We start from the raw sequence: 26,436 nt of genomic DNA, 5'->3' as shown, positions 1-26,436 counted from the left end.
CGGGACCCTCCGTATCATCTGCGCATGGCGCTGACGTCGCCGGTACGGTCCAGCCGGCGGGCGGTGCTCCTGGCCGCCGGCGGGCTGCTCGTCGGCTGCTCCCGACAGCCCGAGGTCGACCCGGTCCACCTGCGGCTGGCCACCGGACCGGCGGGGGCGGTGTACCGGCGCATCGGCGGCGCGATCGCCGAACACATCTCCCAGCAGGTACCGGGCGCCACGGTGACGACCGTGCCGAGCGGGGCGTCCACCGACAACATCCGGATGCTCCGGGCCGGCACCGTGCACCTCGGGCTGACCAGCCTGGACGCGCTGATCACCACCGACGGCAGCGCCCCCGAGGGGCTCTCGGCGATCTGCCGGCTCTACGACAGTCACCTGCACCTCGTGGTCCTGGCCGCCTCCGCGATCGACGAGTTCGGGGACGTCGCGGGCCGGCGGATATCCCTCGGCGCCCGCGACTCCGGCACCGAGTTCACCTCGCTGCGGGTGCTCGACCTCGGCCGGGTGCGGGCCGACGGCCGGTACCTCAGCCAGGCCGAGTCGGCGGCGGCCCTGCGTGCCGGCCAGATCGACGCGATGTTCTCCCTGACCGGCGTCCCGACGCCCGCCATCACGGAGCTGGCGCAGCGGCACCCGATCCGGCTGATCCCGCTGGACGCGCAGGCCGGCGCGCTCTTCACCGCCTACCCGGGCCCGTACGCGCCGGCCCGGATCCCCGCGACGGCCTACGCCGGCGTGCCGGCCACCCGCACCGTCGCGGTGCCGAACGTGCTCCTCGCGCGCAACGACCTGCCCGCCGACCTGATCTACGCCATCACCGACACGATCTTCACGCACACCCGCACGATCACCTCCGCCGGCCGCGACGACGCCGAGGCCGTTCCCGAGGCGTGGCAGATCAACGTGCGTACCGGGATCTCCACCGCGTCGGTCCCGCTGCACCCCGGCGCGGCCGCCTGGTTCCGCGAGCGCAAGCGCTGACCCGGAGACCGGCCGGCGGGGGAGTCCTCAGGCCGGCGCCGGCGCGTCGGCCGAGGGCGCCATCCGAGCGACGACCGGCAGCGCGACCACCGCGGCGAACCCGTGCCCGGACCCGTCCGGCCGTGGCAGGCCGTCTTCCAGGCGCAGCTCGCCCCCGGCCGCCCCGACCAGGTCGGCGCAGATCGCCAGCCCCAGGCCGGTCCCGGAGACGTTCTGGTGCCGCGGCGACCGCCAGAACCGCCGCAGCGCCTGGGCCCGCTCGGCGGCGTCGATCCCCTGACCGTCGTCACGGACGGCGATGGCGACCACGCCCGCGGCGTCGTCGCCGGCGTCCGCACCGGGGACGACCCGGGCGCTCACCGCCACCAGCCGCGAGCCCGACAGCCGTAACGCGTTGCTGATCAGCTCGTCCAGGACGCTGCCCAGCCCGCCCGGCGGCTCCAGCAACCGCAACCCCGGTGGGACGTCGACCACCAGGGTCTGCCCCGCCGTCGCGGTCAACGCCCGCCACCGCTCCACCCGGGTCGCCAGCACCGCGTCGAGGTCGACCGGCGACGCCGTCCGCATGCTCTCCATCCGGGCGCTGGCCTGCAGTGAGTTCAACATCCGCTGCATCGCCTTCAGCTCGTCGACGGCGACGTCGAACAGCTGGTGCCCGTCGCCGTCGGGACGCAGGTGCGGTCGCAGGCTCTCCACCGCGAGCCGGAGGCTGGTCAGCGGATTGCGTAACTGGTGCGACGCGTCGGACACGAACGCCCGCTGCCGCTGCACGGCGTTCTCGACCGCGTCCATCATGGTGTTGAACGACCCAGCCAGCCGCCGTAGCTCGACCGGGCCGGCCTCGGCGTCGGCCCGGATGGTGAAGTCGCCCCGCGAGATCCGGGAGCTGGCCGCGTCCAGTTCCCGCACCGGCCGCAGCACCCACGCCGACACCGGCCAGGCGACGGCCACCAGCGCGATCAACGGCAGCAGGCCGAGCGCGGCGAGCCGGGCCCAGCGCACGAGGATGTGCCGGCGCGTCTCGGACAGGTCGGAGATCGTCACGACGGCGCCGACGACCTCGCTGTCCCGGCCCACGGGCTCCGCCACCACGAGGGCGGAGTCGTCCCACGGCGCCCACTCCCCGGACGGTTCGGACCTCGCCCCGGCCAGCGCCGCGGTCACGATCCGGGGCAACGCCGGCTCGGCCCGCGCCGCCTCCCGGTACGCGCCGGCCGGCCCCAGCAGTACGGTGCCCGAGGTGTCGATCAGCGCGGCCGGGATGCCGTAGAGCTGGTGGTAGCGCGTCAACTCCTGGTGGAGCGCCTCGGTGCGTCCGGTCGACAGCGCGGTCTCGGCCAGCGACGCGAACCGGCCGACGTCGCCCAGCCGGTCGACGTAGGTCTCCTGCATCTCCCGCTCGGCCACGGTGACGCTGAGCGGTACCCCCAGCGCCGCGACGAGGAGCACGGCCAGCGGCAGCAGGACGACGAGCAGGCGACGGTGCACGGCACGTCAGCCGATCAGCTCCGGCTGGTCGGCCAGGAGCCGGTAGCCGACCCCGTGGACCGTGCGGATGACCACGGCCGGCCCGACCTTGTGCCGCAGCGCCGCGATGTGGGTGTCCAGGGTGCGGCTGGAGGACTCCCAGGTCGCGCCCCAGATCTGGTCGAGGATGACGTCGCGGCTCACCACGTTCGGCGCCCGCCGGGCCAGCAGCAGGAGCAGCTCGAACTCCTTGCGGGTCAGCGTCACGGGCGTGCCGTCGACGGTGACCTCGCGAGTGCCGACGCCGATCCGCATCGGGCCGAGGACGAGCGGCTCGGCCGGGTGGCTCAGGGCCCGCGCCGCCCGGGTGCGCCGCAGGACGGCGTCGATCCGGGCCAGCAGCTCCGGAATGCCGAACGGCTTCACGATGTAGTCGTCGGCGCCGGCGCGCAGGCCACGGACCCGCTCGTGCTCCTCCGACCGTGCCGTCACGGCGATGACCGCGGTCTCCGGGCGGTCCCGCAGCTTGCGGATCACGTCGAGGCCGTCGCCGTCGGGCAGGCCCAGGTCGACGAGGACCACATCGGACGGCGCGGCCCGCACGGCCTCCGCGGCGGTGGCGATGCGGTGGACCTCGAAGCCCGCCTGGGCCAGGACGGTCACCAGACCCCGCGCCACGCGGTCGTCATCCTCGATGACGGTGATCCGCATATCGGCGAATTGTACGCCCGGATCATGCTCCGGATAGCCCTCGATTTCTTGGGATTCCTCTGACGTCCCGCGCATTCCTTGGGATTTCTCTGACACCATCCGCGTCCCCGCCCGCCGAGACTGAGGCCGCGCATCCGTCGACGGGTGTGCGTGCGCTGACGAGGAGGCCCCGAGATGACAACGACCAGGCACCGGGCCGCGGCGCGGATGATCGCCGCGATCGGCGCCCTCTCGTTCCTGGCCGCCTGCTCCGGCAACGGTGGCGGCGGTGGCAGCGGAGGCGACGCCGGGAACTACCCGGAGCAGAACATCACGTTCGTCGTGCCGTTCAGCGCCGGTGGCCCCACGGACACCGTGACCCGCATGATCGCCGAGCCGATGGCCGCGAAACTGGGCGCCAAGATAGTCGTGCAGAACGTGGAGGGCGCGGGCGGCACGGTCGGTGCCGGCGAGGTCGCCCGGGCCGAGCCCGACGGCTACACCGTGCTCATGCACCACATCGGCATGTCCACGGCGCCCGCCCTCTACAAGAACCTGGGGTACCAGCCGCTCGAGGACTTCGAGATGGTCGGGCTGGTCACCGAGGTGCCGATGACGATCGTCGCCCGCAAGGACTTCCCGCCCGCGACGCTGCCGGATCTGGTGAACCACGTGAAGGCCAACGCCGGCAAGGTCACCCTGGCCAACGCCGGTGTCGGCGCCGCGTCGCACCTGTGCGGCCTGCTGTTCCAGCACGCCGTCGGTGTCAAGCTCCAGGAGGTCCCGTACAAGGGGACCGGGCCCGCGCTGACCGACCTCGTCGGCGGCCAGGTCGACTTCATGTGCGACCAGACGACCAACACCAGCGGCCAGATCACCGCGGGCGAGATCAAGGCGTACGCGGTCACCACCCCGGAGCGGGTGAAGAGCCTGCCCGACCTGCCCACCACGGCCGAGGCGGGGCTGTCCCAGCTCCAGGTCAGCGTCTGGCACGGCCTCTACGTCCCGGCCGACACCCCGCAGCAGGTCGTCGACAAGCTCTCCGAGGCGTTGAAGGTGGCGCTGGCCGACCCGGCGGTGGTCGACCAGATGGCCAAGCTGGGCACCGCGCCCGTCGCGGCGGCGGACGCGACCCCGCAGGCGCACCGGACGCACCTGGAGGAGCAGCTCGGCACCTGGGCGAAGATCATCGCCGACGCCGGGGTCGAGGCCTCCTGAGGTGGAACGCCGACGGTCCTTTCCGGACGTCCTCGCCGGAGGAATCTTCGTCCTGATCGGTGGCGCGTTCGTGGTGGGGTCGCTCAACTACGAGTTGGGCACCCCACTGCGGATGGGCCCCGGCTACTTCCCGCTGCTGGTCGGCGTGATCCTGGCCGCCCTGGGCCTGCTGATCGTCGGCAAGGGTCTCGTCGCCGGCGAGGTGCTCTCGTTCGGGGCGGTGCCGTGGCGGGCGGTCGGCGTCATCGTGGTCGCCGTCGTGTTCTTCGGCTACAGCGTCCGGCGCCTCGGATTCGTGCCGACGTCGGCGGTGACCGCCCTGCTCATCACCCTGGCCAGCCGGCAGGTGCGGTGGCTCACGGCGCTGGCCGTGGCCGCCGGGCTGACCGTGGCCAGCACGCTCATCTTCGTCGTCGGACTCCAGTTGCGGATCCCGCTGTGGGGCCCGTGGCTGTCGTTCTGACGTGCCACCCGGACTGAGGCATGGACCTTCTCGACAACCTCGCACTGGGCTTCTCGACCGCCTTCCTGGTCCAGAACGTCCTCTACTGCTTCGTGGGCGTGCTGCTCGGGACGGCGGTCGGCGTGCTGCCCGGCATCGGGCCGACGGCGACGGTGGCGATGCTGCTGCCGATCACCTTCAACTTCGAGCCGGTGACGGCGCTGATCATGCTGGCCGGCATCTACTACGGCGCCCAGTACGGCGGCTCGACCACGGCCATCCTGATCAACCTGCCCGGTGAGTCGTCGGCCGCGGTCACCGCGCTGGACGGCCACGAGATGGCCCGGCAGGGCCGGGCCGGCCCGGCGCTGGCCGCCGCCGCGATCGGCTCCTTCGTCGCGGGCACCCTGGCCACCGTCGCGCTGGCGGTCGCGGCCCCACCGCTGGCCCGCGTCGCGTTGCAGTTCGGGCCGGCCGACTACTTCTCGCTGGTGCTGTTCGGCCTGATCGTGTCGATCGCGCTGGCGCGCGGCTCCACGCTCAAGGCGTTGGCGATGATCGCGCTCGGCGTGCTGCTCGGGATGGTCGGCCAGGACATCTACACCGGCCTGCCCCGGTTCGTGTTCGACCAGCGCGAACTCTACGGCGGCATCGACTTCGTGTCGGTCGCCGTGGGCATGTTCGGGGTGGCCGAGATCCTGCGCAACCTGGAGGACGAGCAGACCCGCACGGCGGTGGTGAGCCGGGTGAGGAACCTCTGGCCGACCCGCGAGGACCGGCGGCGGATCGTCGGCCCGATCCTGCGGGGCACCGGTCTGGGCTCGGCGCTCGGCGTGCTGCCCGGCGGTGGCCACGTGCTGGCCTCGTTCACCTCGTACGCGGTCGAGAAGCGGGTGTCGAAGCGGCAGCAGGAGTTCGGGCGCGGGGCGATCGAGGGCGTCGCCGGCCCGGAGTCGGCGAACAACGCCGCCGCCCAGACGTCGTTCATCCCGCTGCTCACCCTGGGCCTGCCCGCCCACCCGGTGATGGCGCTGATGGTCGGCGCGTTCATCGTCCACGGCATCACCCCCGGCCCGAACGTCATCAGCGACGAGCCGGCGCTGTTCTGGGGCCTGATCGCCTCGATGTGGATCGGCAACGTGCTGCTGGTGCTGTTGAACCTGCCGCTGATCGGCGTCTGGGTGCGGATGCTGCGCATCCCGTACCAGGTGCTCTTTCCGATGATCATTCTGTTCGCCGCGATCGGCACCTACTCGCTGAGCTTCAACGCGTACGACGTCTACGCGATCGTGTTCTTCGGGATCCTGGGCTACGTCCTGATCAAGTGCGGCTGCGAGCCGGCTCCGCTGCTGCTCGGCTTCGTCCTCGGCCCGCTGCTCGAGGAGAACCTGCGGCGGGCGCTGATCATCTCCCGTGGCGACGCGTCGGTCTTCCTGACCCGGCCGATCTCCGCGGTGTTCCTGGCCCTGGCCGTGGCGGCGCTCGTCGTCGCCGTCCTGCCGGCGATCCGCCGGCGCCGCGAGGTGGTGTTCGCCGAGGACGAGTAGCGGCACCCACCCGCACCGGCCGGACGACAGGTGTGCCGGCACCGCGAACCCGGGCGGTCGACGAGTTGTGGGGTTCGCGGGGTGGGGAGTTCCCGACCGAGCCGAAGGACCACGGCGTGGAGATCCGCCGCTACCTGCGCGACCCGGACGGCTACCTGATCGAACTCGGTCAGGGCGCCGGGGTCCTCGCCGAGATGGGCCGGCCCGCCACCCGCTGACGACCGGGTGTGTATCCGCACCCGACCGCCGCCCTTCGGGCGGCGCCTTCGCCGGGCTGAGCTCGACGCGCGGTGCTGGCCACCAGTCCGGCCTGGCGCGCGAGCATCGAGCGGATCGATGCTCACCCTGCACAGCATTCAGGCTGTTCATGCTGGCTGATCCCGGATAGGGTCCCCGCCAGTCGCTCAGCCAGGAGGTTCACCGTGCTCAGGAAGCGTGCGCTCCACGTCGTCATCGGTCTGGTCACCCTCTCGATCGCGGCAACCGGCTGCGGCCGGTCGACGAGCGGGCAGACCCCGCAGCCCGGCGCCGCCGCCTCGGTCGCCGCCGACGCCAAGGCGGCCGACCTGGTGCCCGCCGCGCTCAAGGAGAAGGGTGTGCTCCGGGTCGCCACCGCCGAGGGCTACCCGCCGATGGAGATGTACAAGGAGGGCACCCAGGAGCTGATCGGCGTCGACCCGGACCTGGCCGCGGCGATCGCCGGGCGGCTCGGGCTGAAGCTGGAGATGACCAACGCCAGCTTCCCCGGCCTCATCCCCGGCCTGCAGGCCGACCGGTGGGACCTGGCGATGTCCTCCATGAGCGACACCGAGGAGCGGCGCAAGGCCGTCGACTTCGTGGACTACTTCCAGGCCGGCGGCGCGATCATGGTGGCCAAGGGCAACCCCGCCGGCGTCAAGGACCTCGCCGACCTCTGTGGCCGGGCCGTCGTCCTGGCCAAGGGCAGCTCCAACCTCGCCATCGGTGAGGGGCAGAACGCCAAGTGCGCGAAGAAGATGACGATCTCGCAGAGCGAGGACGCCCCGACCGGCCTGCTGCAGATCGACGCCGGCCGCGCCGTCGCCACCATCGTCGACTACCCGGTGGCCAAGATGCTGGCCCAGGAGAGCGGCAAGTACGACGTGCTGGAGGCGCAGTACGAGGCCGGCCCGTGGGGGATCGCGATCGACAAGAAGGACAGCCAGCTGCGCGACGCGGTGCAGCGCGCACTCCAGGAGCTGATCGACAGCGGCGAGTACACCAGGATCCTGGAGAAGTGGGGCGTGACCGGCAGCGCCGTCCAGGCGGCCACCGTCAACGACCAGAAGTGAGCGCGCCGGTGGACCGTACGGTCGACAAGCGGGACGCGGCCGCGGGCCCGGCGCCCGACGGACCCGACCTGGCGCAGCCGAACCGGATCAGCCACCCGCTCCGACCGGGGCGGTGGCTGGCCGCCGGCGTCACCGCCCTGGTCCTGGTCTGGCTCGGCTGGACCATCGCCGTCAACCCGAACCTGCACTGGGACATCGTCGTCGACTACCAGTTCGACCGGGTCATCCTGGAAGGGCTCTGGGTCACCATCCAGCTGACTGTCGCGTCGATGCTGATCGGCGTGGTGCTCGGCGTGGCGGTGGCGCTGATGCAGACCTCCAGCAGCCGGATCCTGCGCACCGGCGCGATGGCCTACGTCTGGTTCTTCCGCGGCACCCCGCTGCTGGTGCAGCTGATCTTCTGGTTCAACATCGCGCTGATCTTCCCGGAGATCGGCCTCGGCGTGCCGTTCGGCGGCCCGAAGCTGGTGACCTGGGAGACGAACACGCTGGTCACCGGCTTCGTCGCGGCGCTGCTCGGGCTCAGCATCAACGAGGGCGCCTACATGAGCGAGATCGTCCGGGCCGGACTGCGGGCCGTCGATCCCGGCCAGCAGGAGGCCGCCGCCGCCCTGGGCATGTCCCGCTCGAAGATCATGCGACGGGTGGTGCTGCCGCAGGCGATGCGGATCATCGTCCCGCCCACCGGCAACCAGTTCATCTCCATGCTCAAGACCACCTCGCTGGTCTCGGTGATCGCCGGCGCCGACCTGCTCACCGTCGCACAGCGGCTCTACCTGACCAACTTCGAGGTGATCGCCCTGCTCATCGTCGCGTCCATCTGGTACCTGGTCCTCACCACCGTCGCCAGCGTCGGCCAGCACCACCTGGAGCGCCGGTTCAGCCGCGGCTTCGGCGGCACCGTCCCGGGCACCCTGCGCGGCCGGATCGGCCGCAACCTGCGCTTCACCGGGAGCGCGCGATGACCGCGCCGATGGTGCGCTGCCAGCGGCTGCGCAAGAGCTTCGGCCGGATCGAGGTGCTGCGCGGCATCGACCTGGTCATCGAGCGAGGCCAGGTGGTCTGCGTGGTCGGCCCCTCCGGCTCCGGCAAGTCCACCCTGCTGCGCTGCCTCAACCACCTGGAGGAGCCCCAGGCGGGCCGGGTCTACGTCGACGGCGAACTGATCGGCTACGACGAGCGCGACGGGCGGCTGCGACCGTTGCCGGACGCCCGGCTGCGCCGGCAGCGCGAGTCGATCGGGATGGTGTTCCAACGGTTCCACCTCTTCCCGCACCGCACCGCCCTGGAGAACGTGATGGAGGGGCTGGTCGCCGTGAAGGGGGTCGGGACGGCCGAGGCCCGCAAGCGGGCCGGTGACCTGCTCGACCGGGTCGGGCTCGCCGACCGGGCCCACCACTACCCGGCGCAGCTCTCCGGCGGGCAACAGCAGCGGGTGGCCATCGCGCGGTCCCTGGCGATGTCCCCCAAGCTGATGCTCTTCGACGAGCCGACCTCGGCGCTCGACCCCGAACTGGTCGGCGAGGTGCTGGAGGTGATGAAGGACCTCGCGGCCAGCGGCATGACGATGGTGGTGGTGACCCACGAGATGGGGTTCGCCCGCGAGGTCGGCGACCACCTCGTCTTCATGGACGACGGCCTGATCATCGAGCAGGGCCCGCCGCGGGAGGTGCTCGCCGCGCCCCGGCACGAGCGGACCCGCGCCTTCCTCTCCAAGGTCCTCTGATGGCCCGGCTGGACCTGCTGGTCACCGGCGGGACGGTGGTCGACGGCAGCGGCGCGCCCGCCCGTACCGCCGACGTGGGCGTGCGCGACGGCCGGCTGCTGCTGCTCCCCGCCGGCAGCGGCGGCGCCGCCGCCGAGGTGGTGGACGCGGGCGGCCTGGTCGTCACCCCGGGCTTCATCGACGTGCACACCCACTCCGACCTGCTCGCCGGCGACGACGAGCGGCGGGCGGCGCTGCGGCTGGCGCCGCTGCGCCAGGGCGTCACCACCGAGATCTGCGGCAACTGCGGGATCAGCCCCTTCCCGGTCCCGGCGCAACGCGCGGAGACGGTGCGGGAACTGGTCGCCGCGACGTTCGGCCCGCCCGCCGCCACCTACCCGTCCTTCGCGCGGTTCGCCGCCGCGCAGGGCGCGGGCCGACGCAACCACCTCGCCGCCCTGGTCGGCCACGGCACGCTGCGCGCCGCCGTGGTCGGCTTCGCGCAACGGCGCGCCACCCCCGACGAGGTCCGGCGGATGGGCGACCTGCTCGACGAGGCGCTGGCCGCCGGCGCCGCCGGGCTGTCCACCGGCCTGATCTACTCGCCCGGGGTGAACGCGGGCACCGACGAGGTGATCGCGCTCGCCCGGGTGGCCGCGGCGCACGGGAAGCCGTACGTGACCCACCTGCGCGACGAGATGTCGCAGGTGGAGTCGGCGCTGGAGGAGGCGATCGAGATCGCCACCGCCGCCGGCGCGGCGTTGCAGGTCTCGCACCACAAGACGGCCGGACGGCACTCCTGGGGCGCCACCGTGCGCACCCTGGCCCGGCTCGAGCGGGCCCGGGCCGACGGCCTGGACGTCCGGTGCGACGTGTACCCGTACACCGCCGGCAGCACCGCCCTGCACGCCATGCTCCCGCCCTGGGTCATCGCCGACGGCGTGCCGGCGATGCTGGCCGCGCTGGCCGACCCGGCCGTCCGCGACCGGATCCGGGTGGACCTGGCCGCCGGCCTGCCGGGCTGGGAGAACACCGTCGGCAACGGCGGCTGGGACCTGATCCGGGTCGCCTCCGCCCCGCTCAGCCCCGCCGTCGAGGGGCACACCGTCGCCGACCTCGCCGCCGCCCGCGGCGTCGACCCGGTCGACTACGTCTGCGACCTGCTCGCCGCCGAGGCGGGCAACGTCACCATCATCAGCCACTCGATGCGGGAGGACGACGTGCGGCGGGTGCTCGCCAGCCCACTGTCGATGGTGTGCTCCGACGGCGTACCCAAGCCCGGCCGGCCGCATCCCCGCTGGGCGGGCAGCTTCGCCCGGGTGCTCGGCCACTACGTTCGCGAGGTGGGGCTGCTGGACCTGACCGAGGCGGTGCACAAGATGACCGGAATGCCCGCCCGCCGCTTCGGCCTGCGCGGGCGCGGCCTGCTCGCCGACGGGTACGCGGCGGACCTGGTGATCCTCGACCCGGCGGTGGCCGCCGACGGTGCGACCTACGACGACCCGCTGGCTCCGCCACGCGGGATCCACCGGGTGCTGGTCGACGGGCGGGTCGTCGTGGACGGCGACCGGGTCACCGGCGCCCGGCCGGGGCGGGTGCTCGCCGTACCGGACCGCGAGCCCGCCCTGCGGGGGCGGCCGTGACCGGCGGTGACCCGGCGGTCCCGGTGCGGATCGGGGCGATGGTGCGGCGGCTGGACGACGGGCGGGTCCTGTCGCACGACCCGGGCCTGGTCCTCCCGCTGGCCAGCGTCGGCAAGGTGCTGCTGCTCGGCGAGGTCGCCCGCCGCCTCGCCGCCGGGACCCTCGCGCCCGACCAGCGGGTCGAGCTGCTCGACGAGGACCGGGCACTCGGCGGAACCGGCCTGCTCGGCCTGCTCTCGCCGCGCCGGTGGACCGTCGCCGACCTCACCACCGCGGTCGCCGCGGTCAGCGACAACGCCGCCACCAACGCGCTGCTCCGGCTGGTGACGCTGGCGGCCGTCCAGCACCTGGCCCGCGCCAGCGGCCTGCGCGCCACCACCGTGCACGACCGGATCCGGGCCACCCGCGGCCCCGGCGTGCCGCCGACCTTCGCCACCGGCACCGCCCACGACCTCTGCGCCCTCCTCGCCGACGTGGCAACCGGGACGTGGCAGAGCCCGCGGGCGTCGGACCTGCTGCGCGGGTGGGTCGCCGGCAACACCGACCGCTCGCTCGTCGCCGACAGCATCCGGCACGACCCCTGGTCGACCGGCGGGGTCCGGGTGGCGAACAAGACCGGCACCGACACCGGCGTACGCGCCGACGCGGGCATCGTCGTCGGCCCGCACACCGTCGTCTACGCCGTGGTCGCGGCCTTCCCGCCGGGCGCGGAGCGGGTCGCGGTGGCGGAGCTGCGCCGGTGGGGTACGGCGGTCGACCGGCTCGCCGGCGGCCACCGCTCGGCCAACTCCTGACTGAGCCCCGTCGCGGCGTCGGTCAACCGGTCGACGAAGCTGCCGACCACCGGGTTCGGGTTGCCGGGACGCAGCGCCACCCCGATCTCGCGGTGCAGGCTGGCGTGGGTGAGCGGCCGGACCGCCACCCCGCCGGGGTTGCGCAGGCCCAGCGACGGCACCAGCGCGACGCCGACGCCGGCCCGGACCAGGCCCAGCACCACCTCGTAGTGGTCGCTACGGCAGCGGATCCGGGGCTGGAACCCCTCGGCCCGCGCCGCCAGCTCCAGCACCGACACCTCGCCCTGCACGCCGAGGGTGGTGATCCACGGCTCGTCGGCCAGGTCGGTGAGGCGCAGCCGCCGCCGCCCGGCGAGCGGGTGGTGTGCCGGCAGCACCACCAGTTGCGGGTCCACCAGCAGCGGCGAGACGGTCGCGAAGGAGGCCTCCCGGATCGGGCTCAGCGGGTGGTTGAACACCACCACGAGGTCCAGTTCGCCCTGGCTGAGGCGGGGCAGCAGCTCCGGCGGCTGCCCCAGGATGAGGGCCAGCTCGACCTGGGGATGCGCGGCGGTGAAGCTGGACAGGGCGCGCGGCAGCAGCTCGGTGCCGGCGGTGGCGAAGAAGCCGATCCGCAGCACGCCGCGCCGGCCCTCCCCGTGCGCGGACAGCTCGTCGCGGGCGGCCGACATCAGGTCGGCGATCTGCTGGGCGTAGTCGGCCAGGCGCTGGCCCGCCACGGTGAGCCGCAGGCTGCGCGGTCCCCGGTCCACCAGCGCCACGCCGGCCTCCTGCTCCAGGGTGGCGAGCTGGTGGGAGACCGCGGACGGGCTGAGCCGGAGCTGCTCGGCGGCGGCGACGATCGTGCCGTGCCGGGCGATCTCCAGCACGACCTGCAGGCGTGCCGTGTTGAACATGCGTGGACCGCCTTCCCTGCTCCCGCCGCCGGAGCACCCTCGCGGTCGCCCGGCGGGCCGCACCGGGATCGGAGGCCGGGTCGTCGGCCGGCGGCCCACCGAGGATACGCACGACCGCCGGAGCCGGAACCCGCTGGCCGCCGGGCCGGCCAGGGGGACCGGCCGCCGCGCCGGCCCGGGGTGACCGGCCGCCGCAACGGCCCGTGCTGACCGGCCGCGCCCGCATGGGGCGCGGCCGGTCAGCGGGTCACGGGCAGGGCCGTCCCGCGCAGACGTCGATGATCTTGCCGGTCAGCAGGAAGATCGCCTTCTGCCGCTGGGCGCCGGGCTGGGCCCGGGGGAACTCGTGCGAGTCGTCGCCGTACTCGGGGCCGGCCGGGGCGAGGTTCGTCGGCGGCGGGGCGTACGCCGCACCGCTGTTCCAGACCACCATCGCCGAGCCGGTGTACGGGTACGACCGGATCGGCTCGATGCCCCAGTACGGCCGCACGTCCAGCGACCAGCCGTCGGCCAGGGCCGGGGTGTGCAGGCGGGCGCCGATGGTGCGCGCCTGCACCTCGGCCGCGGCGGGGGAGACCTGCTGGTCGCCGAAGGCCACGTGCATCAGCACCTGGTGTGCCGGGGTGCGCGGCAACGGGTTGCCGGTCATGTGCTGGGCGTACCCGTTGGCCTCGGAGCGGTCCCACAGCATCTGCAACAGGGCGAAGATCAGCTGCTGGTCGACTTTGTCCGGGTAGGAGCCGTCCATGATCGATTGGAACGGCGCGAAGTCCACGCTGCGTTGTAGCAGGGTGGAGTAGTTCATCGCCGGCACCCCGAGCACCGACCGGGTCCAGTCCTGGGCGATGGCGGTGAGCGCGCCGCCGTTGATGCCGCCCTGGCTGTTGCCGTCGTAGTGCAGCCCACCGGCCACGTCGATCAGCGGTCGCCCGGCGGCGTCCTGGAACGCCGGGTGGGCGGCGAACCCGCCCCGGTGGATCATCGCCCGGCCCAGGAAGAGGAAGTTCAGGAAGCTCTGTTGCAGCCGGTCCGCCACCGCGGGGAAGGCGCTGAGGTCGGTGAAGGCGCCGGCCACGTACGGGACGTCGGCGGCGGCCATCCCGATCCAGCTGGTCGCGCAGAAGGTGAAGTCGTACTCCGCCGACATGGTCTTGACGTTGCCGGCGTTGATCTCGGTCGGCCGGCCGAGCAGGCCGTGGCCGTAGAGCGAGAGGTGGGCCGGCTCGGCGGCGGACGCGCCGCGCGGGATGTTGCAGACGAAGTCCGCCCGCAGCGTCGTGCCGGACGGCGTGGGCAGCGCGGACGCCGAGGCGGGCCGGCCGTCGCCGCCGGCCGGGCCGTAGTGCAGCCGCGAGCCGGGCCCGCCGCCGCCGGTCAGGTAGGACGGCACGTCGACGGTGCCGGTCACCTGCCGGGCGATCCGGGCGTCCTGCTGCTCCGGGTAGTCGGTCACCTGGGTGACGGTGAACGACGGCGCCGCCCTACCCAGCCTGGCGAACGCGCCGTCGCGGATCGCCAGCATCCGTCCGGTCAGACCCTGCCGGCTGGCCACCGTGAAGTCCCAGGCGAGGTGGAGGCTGTGCCGCTTGACCCCGACCCGGGTCAGCTCGGCGAGGATCCGCTTGATCTGCGGGGCGCGGCGGTCCCGGAGGCCGACGCCGGCGCCGGTGACGTACGCCCGGAACGCGGCGGGCGCCGGGATCAGTTCCCCGTCGCGGTCGCGCATGCCGCGCAGGGCAACGACGTACCGGGTGCCCTCGGTCAGCGCCACCGCCGGCCGGATGATGAGCAGCCGCCGGTCGGGCTGGTCGGCGGCGTGCGCGTCCAGCTCCGCCCAGTACGGCGTGCGCTTCCCGGTGGCCGTGTCGAGCAGCACGATCGGCGCGTCCGGCGCCAGCGAACGGCCGATGTCGGTGACCGGAGCGATCCCGGTGGCCGCGGCGTCGAGGCCGGGCACGCGCACCAGGATCGGTGAGCCGGGGCTGAAGCCGTCCTGCCGGTTCCATTCGGTCGGGTCGATCGGGGTGCCCTGCACGTTGGCCGGCATGGCGGAGGCCGCGAACCGCACCCGCTTGCCGGTGGGGCTGGCGGGATCGGGCACGGTGAAGTAGTCGTTCGGGAAGGGCAGCAGGCAGGCCGTCGGGTCGATCGGGTCGCAGGCGCCGTACGCGGCCGGTTGGCGGGCGGGCGGTTCGGCGGCGGCGGCGGTGCCGAGCAGTACAGCACCGACCGTCACCACCACCGACACGGCGAGACGGAGCCGTCTGGGGGTGGTCACACGCATCTCCTTCGTCGGTGGCCGGAGTGGACGCGAGCCGCGCCGGCCGACGCTGGTGGGAGGAGCCGGGGGTGGGGCGTGCGTCCTTCCTACGCCGATCAAGGAACCTCGGCAAGGTCCGGCACGTCGCCCGGGTGTTCCGGCGCGCGCCGCGCCCCGCTGCCGTGCCAGGGCAGCAGGAACGGCGTGGCCAGGAGTGCCGCGCCGGCGATCCCGATCGCGACGCGCGCCCCGGTGACCGCGGCCAGCACCCCCCACAGCGCGGTCAGCAGCGCGATCGCCCCGGTGCCGGTGACCCGCCAGGCGACCAGCACGCGGGCGACCCGGTCGGCCGGCACCCGCTGGAGCCGTTCGGTGGCGAACAGCGGGTTGAACACGCCCACGCAGGTGATCAGCGCCAACTCGACGGCGATCACCAGCAGCACGCCGCCCGGACCGGGCCCGACGAGGACCAGGCCGACCGGCCACAGTGCGCGCAGCACACCGGAGGCGAGCAGCACCCGCCGCCGCCCGTACCGGGCGGCCAGCCGCGGAGCGAGCTGGGCGCCGACGAACCCGCCGACGCAGGGCAGCCCGAACGCCAGGCCGTACTGCCAGGCCGCCCAGCCCAGGTCGCCGAGGAGCAGCACGGCCAGCAGCGGTTCGGTCGCCATGATCAGCGCGTTGACGGTCACCGTGTTCACCAGCAGCGGGCGCAGCTCACGGTCGGCGAGGATGAACCGCCATCCGGCCAGCAGCTCCGCGCCGCGCGGTCGGGCCCCGGTCGGCCGAGCCGGGCGCGGCTCGGGTTCCCGGATCCTGCCGATGCCGAGCGCGGAGAGCAGGAACCCGGCCGCGTTGGCGATCACCGTGACGACGGGCCCCAGCAGGCTGGTCGCCGCCCCGCCCAGGGTCGGCCCCACGGCGGTGGCCGTCCAGAGGGTCGACTCGAACCGCCCGTTCGCCACCAGCAGCTGGCCGGGGCGCACTACCGACTTCAGGTAGGCGCCGCTGGCGGAGGTGAAGGCGATGTTCGCCGCCGCACCGACCACCGAGACGACCAGCAGCTGGGGGTAGCTCAACAGCCCGAGCCAGAAGGCGATCGGGACGCTCAGCAGGGCCGCGCACCGGACGACGTTGGTGGCGACCATGACCGGCCGCTTGCGCCGGCGCTCGACCCACGGGCCGAGGGGCAGGGCCAGCGCCGTGCCCACCGCCAGGCCGGCAGCGGTCAGGGCGGAGACCGCGGCCGGCCCGACGTCGAGCACCTGGATCGCGATCAGCGGGAACGCTCCGAACCCCAACCAGGTGCCCACGGTGCTGGCCGCGTACGCCGACCACAACCACCCGAACGAACGCCCCAGCCGCTGTCGCCCCACGCCGCACCCTCCCGTCGCCACCGGTCGTCGACGGCGAGGATTCGACCAGCCCGGGCGACCCGGAATCCAACAACCGCCGGGCGGGCGAGCCACAACCGACGCTTGTGCCTCCGTACCATCCGCGGGTGGACATCGAGGCCGTGCGCACCTTCCTCGCCGTCGCCGACGCGGGGCAGTTCCAGGAAGCCGCCGTCGACCTGCGGATCACCCAGCAGGCCGTGTCCAAGCGGGTGGCCAACCTCGAACGCAGCCTCGGCGTCACCCTGTTCACCCGCACCGCCCGCGGCGTCCGGCTCACCCTCGACGGGGAGGCGTTCCTGCCGCACTCCCGGGAGCTGCTGCACGCCGCGGAACGGGCCGCCGCCTCGGTCCGGCCCGGCAACCGGGCGCTGCGGGTGGACGTGCTGAACCGGCGCAGCGCCCCGGCGGAGGCGCTGCACCGCTTCTACCGCGCCCACCCGGGGACCGACCTGGACGTGGTCACCCTCGCCGACGCCAACGTCGAGGCGGCCATCGAGGCCGTCCACGCCGGCGAGATCGACGCGAGCTTCCGGGCGGTGCCGCTACCCGCTCGCGACCTGCCCGACGGCATCCTGGTCGACCGGGTCCTGGACGATCCGCTGCACCTGCTGGTCGGCGCGGCCCACCCGCTCGCCGCCGCCACCGCCCTCACCCCGGCAGCGCTGGCCGGGCACCGGATCTGGATCCCGGGCATCCGGCAGGGCGCCGAGTGGGCCGTCTACTACGACGAGCTCACCGAGGCGTTCGACCTGCGGATCGACGCGATCGGCCCGAACTTCGGCAGCGCGGCGCTGCTCGACGCGATCGCCGACTCCGCCGACCTGGCGACCCTGGTGGGCGCCGGTGACCGGCACGTCTGGCCGGCCACCCACGACCTGCGCCGGATCCCGCTGCACGGCCCGACGCCGGTCTACCCGCACTCGTTCGTGCGCCGTGCCGGCAACCCGCACCCCACCCTCACCGCGCTCCGCCGGCACCTGGCGGCCACCCGGCCGGCCCGCCCGGTCGACGCCTGGGTGCCGGGCTGGGCCCGCCGGCGGTAGCCGGATCCGGTCACTCGGGGGCCGCGAGCAGGTCGAGGACGTCGGCGGGCCGGTGGGCCACCAGCGGCACGTCCGCGCGGGCGGTGGCGGTGGCCGCCCAGCGGGCGTGCACGGGCACCGCTCCCGCCGCCTCCGCGCAGGCCAGGTCCACCGCCGCGTCGCCGACGTACGCGGTCTCGGCGACGTCGACGCCGAGGCGCCGGCAGGCCAGCCGCAGTCCGTCCGGCGCGGGCTTCGGCGCGGCCACCTCGTCGCCGCAGACCACCACCGGGAAGAGCCGGTCGAGCCCGGTACCGGCCAGCACCCGGATGGTGGTCCGGCGCAGCGCGGCGGTGAAGATACCGAGCCGGCAGCCGGCCCGGCGGAGCTCCTCGGCCAGGTCGACCACGCCGGGGAAGGGCCGTACGTCGGCGAAGGCGGCCTCGAAGCGGCGGTGGAAACACTCCAGGTCGGCGGCGGTGACGGGCCGTCGCAGGAAGTGGGCCAGCACCACCGGGGTGTGGCCGATGTGCCAGGTGGCCACGACGGCGGCCGGCGAGACCTCGGGCCCACCCAGTGCCCGGATCGTGTCGCTGTACACGGCCGGGGCGATGGTCATGCTGTCGACCAGGGTGCCGTCGAGGTCGAACACGACAGCGGCCGGGCCGACCCGGGATGGCCGGGTCACCGCCGGTCCCGACAACGGCGGTACCGGCACGCTGCCACCATCGCTCGTCCAGCCATGCGCAGAGCCTGCCGGACGCCCGGCGGGCGTGACCAGTCGGGGTGGGCACCGGTACCGCGACCCGGCGGCGAGCGAGCCGTCGGACTCCGAGTACCGCTCGCGCCGGGTGCTGCCGCTCGTCCTGTCGGTGGCGATGCCGGCGGTGGCGGTCTGGTGGTTCACCGGTCCGGGCATCCTGCCGCCAGGCGGCCGCGTCATGATCGTTCGGTGACCGTAGGTAACGATCTTGCTCAGGCGAGTTCCGGGCCGGCGGTGTCACCAGTGACAGTCCGGTTGTGGGCCGACTGCCGGGTTTACTGACCGTGATGGCTACAGCATGGCCACAACCGCCCTACTTGATCTAGGTGCGGCTCCGCCGATCGGGTAGCGTGCCCTGTCACACCGTCTTTGCACCAACACGGGCCGCCCGTCATACGGGGGTCGAATCGGGGAGGACACCGCAGTGACGTTCCACAGCGCAGTCCGCAAGGCTGGCTTGATCACGGCGATCGCCGCCCTCGCGGTGACCGCGGGATGCGCCAAGAAGGATGAGGGCGAGGTCCAGGCGAGCGGGGTCAAGCTCATCGAAGCGGGCAAGCTCACCGTCTGCACCCACCTGCCGTACGCGCCGTTTCAGTCCAAGGACGCCAGCGGCAAGGTCGTCGGGTTCGACGTCGACGTGATGGACCTCGTCGCCAAGGAACTGGGCGTCGAGCAGAAGATCGTCGACACGCCGTTCGAGGGGATCAAGTCCGGCCAGGACCTGAACACCGGCAAGTGTGACGCGGCCGCCGCCGGCATGACGATCACCGAGGAGCGGCAGAAGGTGATGGACTTCTCCGCCCCCTACTTCGACGCCACCCAGGCGCTGCTGGTGAAGACCGGCAAGGCGTACAAGTCGCTCGACGACCTCAAGGGCAAGAAGCTCGGCGTCCAGGCGGCGACCACCGGCCGCGACTACGCCAAGAAGTACGAGGCGGAGAAGGGCCTGCAGCTCGTCGAGTTCGAGGACCTCGCCGCCCTCCAGCAGGCGCTCGCCAACGGCCAGGTCGAGGCCGCCATCAACGACCTGCCGGTCTGGACCGAGTACATCAAGGAGAACCCGGGCGGGTTCGAGGTGACCGCCGAGTTCGACACCGGCGAGCAGTACGGCTTCTCGGTGAAGAAGGACGGCAACCCGGAGCTGCTCAAGAAGATCAACGAGACGCTGGCCAAGGCCCGGCAGGACGGCTCGTACGACAAGATCTACGAGAAGTGGATCGGCAAGCAGCCGGCCAAGTGACCGGAACTGGTGGCAGGAGGGCGCGCGCCCGGCGCGCGCCCTCCGTGTGGGCAAGGAGCATCGAACGGTGAAGCTGCGCCGTCGCCAGCGAGAGCGGCTGTCCCTCTGGCTGCAGTACCTGGCCTTCATCGCCGTCGTCGCCGTGGTGGTCCTCGCGGCCGACTGGGGCCGGCTGAAGGAGGCCTTCTTCCGCGTCGACATCATCGAGTCGATGTTCCCGACGATCATCACCGTCGCGCTGCGGAACACGATCCTCTACACGCTCGGCGCGTTCGCCTTCGGCCTGGTGTTCGGCACCATCCTCGCGCTGATGCGGCTGTCCCGGGTCGCGCCGTACCGCTGGGTGGCCACGGGGTACATCGAGCTGTTCCGGGGCCTGCCCGCGCTGCTGGTCCTCTTCCTGGTCGGGTACGGCATCCCGATCGCCTTCCCGGACCGGGAGATCCCGGGCGGGGTGTTCGGCTCGATCGCGATCGGCCTCGGGTTGACCGCCGCGGCGTACATGGCCGAGACCATCCGGGCCGGCATCCAGGCCGTACCGAAGGGGCAGATGGAGGCGGCGCGCACGCTCGGCATGTCGCACTTCACCGCGATGCGCACCATCGTCATCCCGCAGGCGTTCCGGATCGTGATCCCGCCGCTGACCAACGAGCTCATCCTGCTCACCAAGGACTCGTCGCTGGCCTACGTGCTCGGCGTGACCGCGTCGACCATCGAGATCACCAAGTTCGGTCGGGACACGCTGAACGACCGGGTGAACGCCACGCCGCTGCTGGTGGCCGGCTTCACCTACCTGATCATCACCCTGCCCCTGTCCCAGGTGGTACGACGCCTCGAACTCCGCTACGCCAAGGCTCGGTGACCCACATGACGACTCCTGAACCGCGACCCGCCGTCGAGATCCGCGATCTGCACAAGTCCTTCGGCCCGATCGAGGTGCTCAAGGGCATCGACTTCGAGGTCGGCCACGGCGAGGTGGTCTGCGTCATCGGGCCGTCCGGGTCCGGCAAGTCGACGCTGCTGCGCTGCGTCAACCTGCTGGAGGAGCCGACCGCCGGCAGGATCTGGGTGAACGGGGTCGAGATGACCGACCCGGACGTCGAGATCGACGCGGTCCGCCGCGGCATCGGCATGGTCTTCCAGTCGTTCAACCTCTTCCCGCACCTGACGGTGCTGGACAACCTCACCGTCGCCCAGCGCAAGGTGCTCCGGCGCGGCCGGGCGGAGGCCGAGCGGATCGCCCGGGAGAACCTGGAGCGGGTCGGCCTGACCGACAAGGCCACGGCGTTCCCGGCGCAGCTCTCCGGCGGGCAGCAGCAGCGGGTGGCGATCGCCCGGTCGCTGTCGATGGACCCCGAGCTGATGCTCTTCGACGAGCCGACCTCCGCGCTCGACCCGGAACTCGTCGGCGACGTGCTCACCGTCATGCGCAAGCTGGCCGAGGACGGCATGACGATGATGGTGGTCACCCACGAGATGGCGTTCGCCCGGGACGTGGCCGACCGGGTCGTCTTCATGGACGGTGGCGTGGTGGTCGAGCAGGGGCCGCCGCAGGAGGTGCTCGGCGCGCCCCGGCACGAGCGGACCCGTTCCTTCCTCGCCCGGGTCCTCGACCCCACCCACGTCGCGCAGCTCGGTCAGCCCGAGCAGACCGCGCAGCCGGCGGAACCGCCGCGCCTGGCGGCCGACGACCGCCACCACCTCTGACGGCCGCCTGCGACGCCGGTGACGCCGAGGTAGCGGCGGGCGGTCACGCCGACGGCCGGCTCGGCGCGGCCGGCCCGGCACCCGTTGGTGCGCTCCGGCCGCCCGTACGGCGATAGGGTCTGGCCCTATGCGGACGAAGCCGGAGTTGAGCGCGACGATCCGCCGGGACCGGCGGGCGGTGCTGGTGGTCAACGCCCACTCCCGGCGGGGCCGGCGGCTCTACGAGGGCGCCCGCTCACGGCTCGCGGCGGCCGGCTTCACGCTGCTCGGCGCCTACCCGGTCGACCGGCCCCGCGAGCTGGAGCAGACCCTCGCCGCGGCCGCCGACCTCGGGCCGGACCTCCTGGTCGCCGGCGGCGGGGACGGCACGATCGGCACCGCCGCCCGGCTGCTCGCCCACCGCGACATCGCGCTCGGTCTGCTGCCGCTGGGCACCACCAACAACTTCGCCCGCACGGTGGGCATCCCGCTCGACCTCGACGCCGCGGTGGAGGTGCTCGCCCACGGCAAGGTGATCGACGTGGACCTCGGCCTGGTGGGCGACATGCGGTTCACCAACCACGTCGGCATCGGCCTCTCCGCCGACGTCATGCTCCGGACGCCGCCGCGCCTGAAGCGGGCCACCGGCCGGCTCGCCTACCCGCTCACCGCGCTGGCGCTGCTGACCCGGCACCGGCCGCTGCGGGCCACCGTCCGGGCCGAGGGGCGCGAGCGCGAGTTCGTCACCCACCAGCTGTACGTGGCCAACGGTGGCTTCCACGCCGGCCGGCCAATCACCGCCGACGCGGACGCCGACGACCGGCTGCTGGTCGGCTACCCGGTGGGCGGTCCGACCCGCCGGGAGCTGCTGCGCGACACGGCCCGCAACGCCGCCACCGGACATCGCCGCACCCTGCGCGAGGAGCCCTTCCTCGCCGTACGCCAGCTCTGGCTGGAGACCGACCGGCCGGCGCCGGTCGAGGTCGACGGCGAGTTGTACGGCGAGACCCCGATCCGGATCGGCCTGGACCCCAACGCGCTGCGCATCATGGCTCCGGCCGACAGCCCGGACCGCTAGGACCGCACCCGCCATCCCGGTGGTGGGTCCGCGCGGCGCCCGGCCGGCGCCCACGCCCGGCGGGCTCAGCCGCGCAGCCGGATCTCGGTCGGCTCGCGGTCGCTGCGCAGTCCCTTCCAGGAGGGGTGGCGCAGCCGGTGGTCCGGGGTCCAGGAGCGGAAGGTGACGTCGCCGACCAGCACCGGATCGACCCAGACGGCGTGGCGGGCGTGTTCGCGCGGCACCGGGGTGTCGAACGGGGAATCCGTCCGGCGCAACGGGTCGAGGCGTCGCTGCAGGTCGCGCAGCGCGGTCTGGGTGAAGCCGGTGCCGACGTGGCCGATGAAGGTCAGCTTGTCGGCCCGGTCGTACATGCCCAGCAGCAGCGAACCGATGGTGCCGGCGCGCCGGCCCGCGCCGGGCTTGAAGCCGCCCACGATCACCTCGACGGTGTCGTTGAGGGGCACCTTCACCCAGGCCGGCGAGCGGCGACCCGGCTCGTACGGCGCGCCGAGCTGCTTGGCCACGACCCCTTCCAGGCCCAGGTCGGCGGCGGCCGTGGCCAGGTCACGGCCGGCGTCCCCGGTCCAGTAGGGCGGCGTGTCGACGCTCTGCCCGCTGAGGTCCAGGCCCTCCAGCGCGGCGCGGCGCTCGGTGTACGGCCGGGAGGTCAGGTCCTCACCGTCGAGGTGCAGCAGGTCGAAGAGGTACACCCGGACGGGAGTGCTGCCGACCAGTGCGGCGGACGGCGTCCGGACGTGCATCCGGCGCTGCAACGCCGCGAAGCTGGGCCGGCCCCTGCCGTCCAGGGCCACGATCTCCCCGTCCAGCACCGCGCGCCGGCCGGGCAGCAGCCGTGCCAGCTCGGCCAGCTCGGGGTACGCCCGGGTGACGTCGCGGTCGTTGCGGCTGAGCAGCCGCACCCCGTCGGCGACGTACGCGATCGCGCGCACGCCGTCCCACTTGAACTCGTATCCCCACCCCGACCCGCCGGGCAGCGCGCCGCTCGTGGCGAGCATCGGCGGCACGAGGGTCGGCATCCTGGCACCCACGCCTCGATCATCACCAATCCGACGCGCCGGCACCCGGCCTTCGGCCGATCCGACCGTCCGGCTGTGCCGACCCGTGACCCTGCCGGTGACCTCGCGCGGAACCGGGAGCGTCCGGCCGGTGTCCTGACAACGGGACGGGTCAGTTCCGCCCGACGTCCACGGGGAAGGTGACGAGATGGGTTCACGGGGCAGGGTGGTGCTGGCAGGGGTGGTCCTGCTGGCGGCGTGCACGCCCACGGACCGGTCGGCCACGCCGGCCGGCGCGCCGGCCACCTCCGCGCCGTCGAGCGCGGCGACCGCGACCGGCTGTGGCTCACGGGTGGAGACCGGCCTGCTGCCGGACTGGGCGGACGCCGGGTTCCACGGAGAGCCCCGGATCGCGCACGTCTTCGGCGCGAAGGGCGAGATCGTCGCGGTGCTGTTCGGCCACCCGCTGCGGCAGCCCCGGACGGACGGCAGCAACAACAAGATCCTCTGGGTGTCCCGCCCCGCCGTGGCGTCACCCGACCCGACGTCGTCGCCCACGCTGGCGATCACCGCGACGCTGCACGGCACCGACACCCGGGTGACCCGGGAGGTGACCGGCGGTCCGGGACCGTCGATCATCGACATGCCCCGGGCCGGTTGCTGGCACCTCGAACTCCGGTGGTCCGGGCGTACCGACACGATGGACCTGGTCTACGCCAACGGGTGACACCGCGGCCGACGTGCGACCGCCCGGGGGACGCGAGGTCCCCCACCCGGTCGCGGCGGGGGACCTCGGTGCGACGGTCAGGCGGGCAGGTCGACCAGGGCCAGGTTGCGGTCCACGGCGGTCCACGCCTTGCGGGCGCCGGGGACCGGCTCGATCCGGGGAACCGTGTACCAGTTGGTGCCGATGCCGCTGTACAGCGGCTCCGCCGCGTCCAGCCCGGGTCCCAGCCGGTAGATGGTGTCGCCGAAGTTCGTCGCGGCGTAGACCCGGCCGTGGTGCGCGACGATCTCGCCGTACCCGCTGAGCTTGCCGGAGCGCAGCACCGTGCGGGTGGTGAGGTCGTACGAGATCCAGGTGCCGCTGGTGCGCTTGTACGACGCGTAGAGCACGCCGTTGAACACCTCGACGTGTTGCATGCTGGGCTGGTCGGGCAGCGGTGCGAACCGGTCGACCACCTCCCGGCGGCGGATGTCGAAGACCGCCACCTGGGAGGTCGGTTCGGTGGGCGGGATGCCGTTGCCGCCCCAGGTGTCCCCGGCGACGTAGGCCAGGTCCCCGTCCAGCGCGATGGCGTTCAGCGCCTGGTTCGGCAGGATGTCCAGGCGTACCTCCATCTGGCCGGTCGCCGGGTCCAGCAGCGTGAGCGCGCCCTGGAGGTTGCCGTACCGCGGCGCCGAGGCGATCAGCACGAGGCCGGACGGCTTGTGGTGCACCGCGTCCCAGGGCCGCTGCTGGTTGTGGCCGATCGGGCCGAAGCTGCGCACCCGACCCGTGCGCGGGTCCAGCTCGATGATCTCGCCGCTCGGGTACAGGGCGCTGATCATCCGGTCCCGCCAGGCGACGACGTCCTTGGCCTCGCCGGCGACGGGATAGCGGCGGCTGACGCCGCGCGCGGGCTCGTGCACGGTGATCGCGAAGTGCCCGCCGACGTAGACCGAGCCGTCGGGAGCGGCGCACATCGACTGGAGGAGTTCCGGCCCGGCCGCCCGCGGGTCGTCGGTCAGGTCGCCCTGCTCCACCGTGTCCCGGCCGGGCGCGAGGACGGACACCAGGCCGCTGCCGTTGGCGGTGAAGACGGTGCCGTCGGGAAGCTGTGCCACGCCGCGTCCCTCGTCGCCGGCCGGGCCCTGGGCGATCCTGACCAGCCGGTCGCCCTCCCGGCGCAGGATCGATCCGGTCTGCCGGCCCAGGGCGAGCAGCCCGCCGTCGCCGGTGACGGCCAGCGAGTCGACCAGGTACTCCCCGTCGGCGGGCACCTCGACGTGGCCGGAGCCGTCGCGGGCGATGTCGTGCACCCCGAACGCGGACGCGGCGTAGACCCGACCGCCGGCGGCGGCCAGCGCGCCGAGGCCGGCGTCCAGCGGGGTGCCGGTGGGCATGATGTCGACCTTCTCGCCGGTGCCGCGGTCGATCCGGACGATGTGGGCGGGGATCGTGCCGGCGTAGACGTAGCGCTCGTCGGCGGCCAGCAGGCGGGCGTACTGGGAGCCGGGGAAGGCGCGCCCCAGGTTGGTCAGCACTCCGGTCGCCGGTTGCAGCGACCAGACCTCGCCACGGGGGTAGGTGCCGAAGTAGACCACGCCGTCCGGCGCGGTGGTGGCGGCGAACACGATAGTGCCCGAGGGGCCGATGGTGCCGAGTCGCCGGGCGGTCCTGGTCGCCGGGTCGTACTCGACGACGTCGCCGAAGGAGTACGTGCCGATGTACACCTTGCCGCCGGAGACGGTGCAGGCCCACCCGCCGTCGCCCCGCTCCAGCGACACCACGTCGGTCACCGTGCGGGACGGGATGTCGTAGGTGACCACCTTCGGCGGCGTCTGCCCCCGGGTGACGAAGTATCCGGTGGTGCCGTCGACGGCCATGCCGACGATCGCCGCGCTCAGCGAGGCCGGGCCGTACTGCCCCGGCTGACGCGGGCCGTCCGCCGCCGCCGGCAGTTCGCCGAGCACGGCACCGCCCAGTGCGGACAGCGCGGTGAGCTGGATGAGGTTACGCCGGTTCAGATGCGTCATGGCACCTGCTCCTCTTCGGTGAGTGAGGTCTCGGACGCGCGGGTCGAGCCGTCGCCGTCCGCTCGCGAGAACGGCGGCGGCGTCCGATGCCGCCTTTCGGTCGGGACCGGAATTGCGCCAGAGTCTAGTACCGGAGGCGGTTCCACGGATACGGCCGGCGAAGGCTTTTCCTCCCTGCATTTGAGGGCAGCCCGTAACCCCGAGGAGGTGGAGTTGGTCGGTGGGCCGCGGCTGGACGCCCAGGGGTCGCTCGCGCGGGACGGCGCCGGCGCGCACGCGCGCGGCGGCCGGCAGCCGGCGAGGGCCGGACCACCCGCGGTGGTCCGGCCCTCGGGGCGTACGCCGGTGTCCGGTCAGATCAGGCCGTCGGTGACGTCCAGCACGCCGCCGGTCGAGGCGGACGCCTCACCGTGCAGCCCGACCCCGGTGGACACCCCGACGGTGCCGGACAGGACGCCGTCGACCTGGCCGGTGACGCCGTCCACGGTGGAGGGGACGTCGATCGGCGGGACGACGCCGCCCTGCCCGGTGCCGATGCCGAGGCCGCCGAGGGT

26 protein-coding genes are annotated in these 26,436 nt (G+C 73.4%); 17 read left to right on the top strand and 9 right to left on the bottom strand.

Features of this window, described 5'->3' with window-relative positions; translation table 11 throughout:
* Positions 1-24: 24 nt before the first annotated feature.
* Positions 25-984 (top strand): TAXI family TRAP transporter solute-binding subunit, encoded by a 960-nt coding sequence (locus SM577_RS26770; RefSeq protein WP_474580926.1) that lies wholly within the window; start codon positions 25-27, stop codon positions 982-984.
* Between the two features lie 27 nt (positions 985-1,011).
* On the opposite strand, the gene SM577_RS26765 is transcribed toward SM577_RS26770, so the two are convergent.
* Positions 1,012-2,472 carry a sensor histidine kinase gene (locus tag SM577_RS26765; RefSeq protein ID WP_302919739.1) on the bottom strand — a complete coding sequence of 487 codons (1,461 nt, stop codon included), beginning with the start codon at positions 2,470-2,472 and terminating at the stop codon, positions 1,012-1,014.
* A gap of 6 nt (positions 2,473-2,478) precedes the next feature.
* Entirely contained in the window at positions 2,479-3,162 is a 684-nt protein-coding gene (locus SM577_RS26760; RefSeq protein ID WP_302919738.1) for a response regulator transcription factor, read from the bottom strand.
* A 174-nt stretch (positions 3,163-3,336) separates the two neighbouring features.
* On the opposite strand from SM577_RS26760, the gene SM577_RS26755 reads away from it, so the two are divergent.
* From SM577_RS26755 to SM577_RS26715, 9 genes are all read left to right on the top strand, one after another.
* Positions 3,337-4,359, top strand: coding sequence for a tripartite tricarboxylate transporter substrate-binding protein (locus SM577_RS26755; RefSeq protein WP_302919737.1), 1,023 nt, complete (start codon positions 3,337-3,339; stop codon positions 4,357-4,359).
* A 1-nt stretch (position 4,360) separates the two neighbouring features.
* Entirely contained in the window at positions 4,361-4,822 is a 462-nt protein-coding gene (locus SM577_RS26750) for a tripartite tricarboxylate transporter TctB family protein (RefSeq protein WP_302919736.1), read from the top strand.
* Positions 4,823-4,842: 20 nt separating this feature from the next.
* Positions 4,843-6,348 (top strand): tripartite tricarboxylate transporter permease, encoded by a 1,506-nt coding sequence (locus SM577_RS26745; RefSeq protein WP_474588263.1) that lies wholly within the window; start codon positions 4,843-4,845, stop codon positions 6,346-6,348.
* Positions 6,349-6,380: 32 nt separating this feature from the next.
* Positions 6,381-6,566 (top strand): VOC family protein, encoded by a 186-nt coding sequence (locus SM577_RS26740; RefSeq protein ID WP_474588262.1) that lies wholly within the window; start codon positions 6,381-6,383, stop codon positions 6,564-6,566.
* Between the two features lie 204 nt (positions 6,567-6,770).
* Positions 6,771-7,658 (top strand): ABC transporter substrate-binding protein, encoded by an 888-nt coding sequence (locus SM577_RS26735; RefSeq protein WP_302919733.1) that lies wholly within the window; start codon positions 6,771-6,773, stop codon positions 7,656-7,658.
* Between the two features lie 8 nt (positions 7,659-7,666).
* A complete protein-coding gene (locus tag SM577_RS26730; protein ID WP_302919732.1) occupies positions 7,667-8,623 on the top strand; it encodes an amino acid ABC transporter permease in 957 nt (318 codons plus the stop codon).
* Entirely contained in the window at positions 8,620-9,384 is a 765-nt protein-coding gene (locus tag SM577_RS26725; protein WP_302919731.1) for an amino acid ABC transporter ATP-binding protein, read from the top strand. Before SM577_RS26730 ends, SM577_RS26725 begins: the two co-directional genes overlap by 4 nt.
* Positions 9,384-11,006 carry an N-acyl-D-amino-acid deacylase family protein gene (locus SM577_RS26720; protein WP_474588261.1) on the top strand — a complete coding sequence of 541 codons (1,623 nt, stop codon included), beginning with the start codon at positions 9,384-9,386 and terminating at the stop codon, positions 11,004-11,006. The genes SM577_RS26725 and SM577_RS26720 overlap by 1 nt, the downstream gene beginning before the upstream one ends.
* Entirely contained in the window at positions 11,003-11,800 is a 798-nt protein-coding gene (locus tag SM577_RS26715; RefSeq protein WP_474588260.1) for a serine hydrolase, read from the top strand. Before SM577_RS26720 ends, SM577_RS26715 begins: the two co-directional genes overlap by 4 nt.
* Here SM577_RS26715 and SM577_RS26710 read toward each other — a convergent pair.
* The 3 genes from SM577_RS26710 to SM577_RS26700 form a co-directional block, all read right to left on the bottom strand.
* Positions 11,683-12,696: a LysR family transcriptional regulator gene (locus tag SM577_RS26710; RefSeq protein WP_302919728.1), complete on the bottom strand. Its 1,014-nt coding sequence runs from the start codon at positions 12,694-12,696 to the stop codon at positions 11,683-11,685. The genes SM577_RS26715 and SM577_RS26710 overlap by 118 nt on opposite strands.
* A gap of 247 nt (positions 12,697-12,943) precedes the next feature.
* Positions 12,944-14,980 (bottom strand): hypothetical protein, encoded by a 2,037-nt coding sequence (locus tag SM577_RS26705; RefSeq protein ID WP_474588259.1) that lies wholly within the window; start codon positions 14,978-14,980, stop codon positions 12,944-12,946.
* A gap of 92 nt (positions 14,981-15,072) precedes the next feature.
* Positions 15,073-16,332: an MFS transporter gene (locus tag SM577_RS26700; RefSeq protein WP_474588258.1), complete on the bottom strand. Its 1,260-nt coding sequence runs from the start codon at positions 16,330-16,332 to the stop codon at positions 15,073-15,075.
* Positions 16,333-16,457: 125 nt separating this feature from the next.
* Between SM577_RS26700 and SM577_RS26695 the strand changes: the two genes are divergently transcribed.
* On the top strand, positions 16,458-17,396 hold the full coding sequence (locus SM577_RS26695) for a LysR family transcriptional regulator (RefSeq protein ID WP_302919725.1): 939 nt from the start codon (positions 16,458-16,460) through the stop codon (positions 17,394-17,396).
* 10 nt (positions 17,397-17,406) lie between these two features.
* On the opposite strand, the gene SM577_RS26690 is transcribed toward SM577_RS26695, so the two are convergent.
* On the bottom strand, positions 17,407-18,063 hold the full coding sequence (locus SM577_RS26690; protein WP_474588257.1) for an HAD family hydrolase: 657 nt from the start codon (positions 18,061-18,063) through the stop codon (positions 17,407-17,409).
* Positions 18,064-18,148: 85 nt separating this feature from the next.
* On the opposite strand from SM577_RS26690, the gene SM577_RS26685 reads away from it, so the two are divergent.
* The 5 genes from SM577_RS26685 (at position 18,149) to SM577_RS26665 (ending at position 22,145) form a co-directional block, all read left to right on the top strand.
* Positions 18,149-18,331, top strand: a complete 183-nt coding sequence (locus SM577_RS26685) for a hypothetical protein (RefSeq protein ID WP_474588256.1) — start codon at positions 18,149-18,151, stop codon at positions 18,329-18,331.
* 231 nt (positions 18,332-18,562) lie between these two features.
* On the top strand, positions 18,563-19,381 hold the full coding sequence (locus SM577_RS26680; protein WP_474588255.1) for a basic amino acid ABC transporter substrate-binding protein: 819 nt from the start codon (positions 18,563-18,565) through the stop codon (positions 19,379-19,381).
* 67 nt (positions 19,382-19,448) lie between these two features.
* Entirely contained in the window at positions 19,449-20,243 is a 795-nt protein-coding gene (locus SM577_RS26675) for an amino acid ABC transporter permease (protein WP_302919721.1), read from the top strand.
* Positions 20,244-20,248: 5 nt separating this feature from the next.
* Positions 20,249-21,088 (top strand): amino acid ABC transporter ATP-binding protein, encoded by an 840-nt coding sequence (locus tag SM577_RS26670; protein ID WP_302919720.1) that lies wholly within the window; start codon positions 20,249-20,251, stop codon positions 21,086-21,088.
* 127 nt (positions 21,089-21,215) lie between these two features.
* Positions 21,216-22,145 (top strand): diacylglycerol/lipid kinase family protein, encoded by a 930-nt coding sequence (locus tag SM577_RS26665; RefSeq protein ID WP_302919719.1) that lies wholly within the window; start codon positions 21,216-21,218, stop codon positions 22,143-22,145.
* Between the two features lie 65 nt (positions 22,146-22,210).
* Here SM577_RS26665 and ligD read toward each other — a convergent pair whose 3' ends face one another.
* Positions 22,211-23,164: a non-homologous end-joining DNA ligase gene (ligD, locus tag SM577_RS26660; protein WP_474580915.1), complete on the bottom strand. Its 954-nt coding sequence runs from the start codon at positions 23,162-23,164 to the stop codon at positions 22,211-22,213.
* A 187-nt stretch (positions 23,165-23,351) separates the two neighbouring features.
* On the opposite strand from ligD, the gene SM577_RS26655 reads away from it, so the two are divergent.
* On the top strand, positions 23,352-23,870 hold the full coding sequence (locus SM577_RS26655) for a hypothetical protein (protein WP_474588254.1): 519 nt from the start codon (positions 23,352-23,354) through the stop codon (positions 23,868-23,870).
* Between the two features lie 77 nt (positions 23,871-23,947).
* Here the strand turns inward: SM577_RS26655 and SM577_RS26650 are convergent, their stop codons facing one another.
* Positions 23,948-25,882, bottom strand: coding sequence for an NHL repeat-containing protein (locus SM577_RS26650; RefSeq protein ID WP_474588253.1), 1,935 nt, complete (start codon positions 25,880-25,882; stop codon positions 23,948-23,950).
* 353 nt (positions 25,883-26,235) lie between these two features.
* A partial coding sequence (locus SM577_RS26645) for a hypothetical protein (protein ID WP_474580914.1) occupies positions 26,236-26,436 on the bottom strand: 201 nt, incomplete at its 5' end.

The organism is Micromonospora desertarenae, assembly GCF_056150265.1.
This window is presented reverse-complemented; position numbering and strand designations above follow the sequence as displayed.